Raw genomic sequence first — 1,880 nt, forward strand, 5'->3', positions numbered from 1 at the left:
GCTCGCCGAGGAGTCCCAAGACGAAGCCGCTACCATCGAGAAGATGGTCGAACAGATCCAGGAGAATACCGAGGAAACCGTCGACAGCCTCGAGACCGCAAACGAGGAGATCGCAGACGGCGTGTCCCTCGTCGAGGAAACCGTCGAGAACCTAACGGAGATCAAAGCCTCGATCACCGAAGCGAGCACCGGCATCGAGGAGGTTGCCGTCGCTACCGACGACCAGGCCGCCACCACCGAAGAGGTCGCCAGCATGACCGACACCGCCATGGAACACTCACAGAACGTCTCCACCGAAATCGACGAAATCGTCGCCATCAACGACCAACTCGAGACTCTCGTCGACGACATCGACGCCGAAATCCGCAGACTGACCGAACAGTAACACTACGACACAATGGCAACAACGAACCACCTACCGGAGCAATCGAGCACCCACGTCCTGGAGTTCGACCTCGGAGAGAACCGCTACTGCGTCGATATCGGATACGTCGCAGAGATCGTAAACACCGACGAACTGACGGCAGTGCCGAACACGCCGGCACACATCGAAGGCGTCATGGATCTCCGCGGGGAGACGACGAAGATCGTCAACCTGCGAACGATCTTTGGCGATGACGATGACGGCGAACTGGGAGAACGGATCATCGTGTTCAAACGAAAACGCGACTCCACCGAGCGAGTCGGCTGGCTCGCGGACGAAGTTCACCAAGTCCAGGAGTTGGAAACGGCTAACGTCGACACGTCGGTCAGCGGATCGGGGATCGCTGGCATCGTCCGGCGAGAGGACAACTTCGTTCTCTGGATCGATCCGACCGACGTCCGGGTCTAGTCCGAACTGACAGCGAAATTCGAGAACAGCAAAAACGCTCATATAACAGCCACCAGAATGGTGGACCGTGGCAGAACACGAGCGAGCGTACAAGATTGACGAACGAACGAGACGCGCGGTCGACGGTCGTACCCTCATTTCCGATCTCGGGATCGACCGCGAGGAAATCGAATGGCGGAAGGAATTTACCCGGTTCGACGAGGAGGACGCTGACCGTCTGGAAGCGATCGACGGGATGATCGACGGCGTTGCCGACGATCTCGTCGACGAGTTTTACGATCACCTTCACTCTCATCCGAGGACGGCGAAAATACTCGAGACGTCCTCCAAGGAAATCGACTCACTCAAACGAACCCAACGGCAGTATCTCACCGACCTCACGAGCGGCGAATACGATGAACAGTACTTCTCGCGACGCGCCAGAATCGGGAAGATTCACGAACTACTCGACCTCGATCCGAAACTCTATCTCGGCAGTTCGACGGTTTACTACGATGGCATCCTGAACGCGATCGCCGACGACGCGAACGATCAGTTAGAAGAGATGGCGACGGATCGGCGGACCGAGGCGAAACCAGAGACAGCAGTTGAGGCGGAGACGGATCCAGAATCACCGGCAGCGGAAGCAGTAGTCCCCCTCTCGGAGGCCCAAGATGCCGTCGAGACCGTCGTCGGTCGCGCGCTCTCGACGCTCAAACTGATGAACCTCGACCAGCAGGTCGTGATGGATACGTACATCGACGCCTACGCCGACGTCGAAGCCGAACTCGAGCGCCGAATCGACGTCTCGAAAAACGTTCAGGAGTCGGTGTCCGAACTCCGATCGAGGACGGAGACTGTGGCCGAACGCTCCGAGGAGATCGCAACGCTCACTGACGACCAATTCGATTCGACGAGCGAGATCGCAGGCGAGGTCTCCGGCCTCTCGGCGACCGTCGAGGAGATCGCCGCTAACGCCGAGGAGGTAAGCGCCACCAGCGAACGCGCCGAGGAACTCACTGACGACACCACCGACACCGCCCAGGAGGCGATCGAAAAGATGGAACGC

At 58.8% G+C, this 1,880-nt stretch carries 3 protein-coding genes; all 3 read left to right on the forward strand.

The window, feature by feature from the left end; all coding sequences use genetic code 11:
* On the forward strand, nucleotides 1-385 hold a 385-nt coding region (locus GRS80_RS13085; protein WP_235019740.1), incomplete at its 5' end, for a methyl-accepting chemotaxis protein.
* A gap of 12 nt (nucleotides 386-397) precedes the next feature.
* Entirely contained in the window at nucleotides 398-832 is a 435-nt protein-coding gene (locus tag GRS80_RS13090) for a chemotaxis protein CheW (RefSeq protein WP_160047956.1), read from the forward strand.
* Nucleotides 833-899: 67 nt separating this feature from the next.
* Nucleotides 900-1,880: protoglobin domain-containing protein (locus GRS80_RS13095; protein WP_343161569.1), on the forward strand; the 981-nt coding region annotated here is incomplete at its 3' end.

Origin of the sequence: Natrialba sp. INN-245, from assembly GCF_009807105.1 — an archaeon.
GTDB lineage: Archaea > Halobacteriota > Halobacteria > Halobacteriales > Natrialbaceae > Natrarchaeobius > Natrarchaeobius swarupiae.

Bases quoted from the DNA above. Each gene is read 5' to 3' on its own strand.
- GRS80_RS13090 (WP_160047956.1), top strand. From the start codon at position 398: ATGGCAACAACGAACCACCTACCGGAGCAATCGAGCACCCACGTCCTG.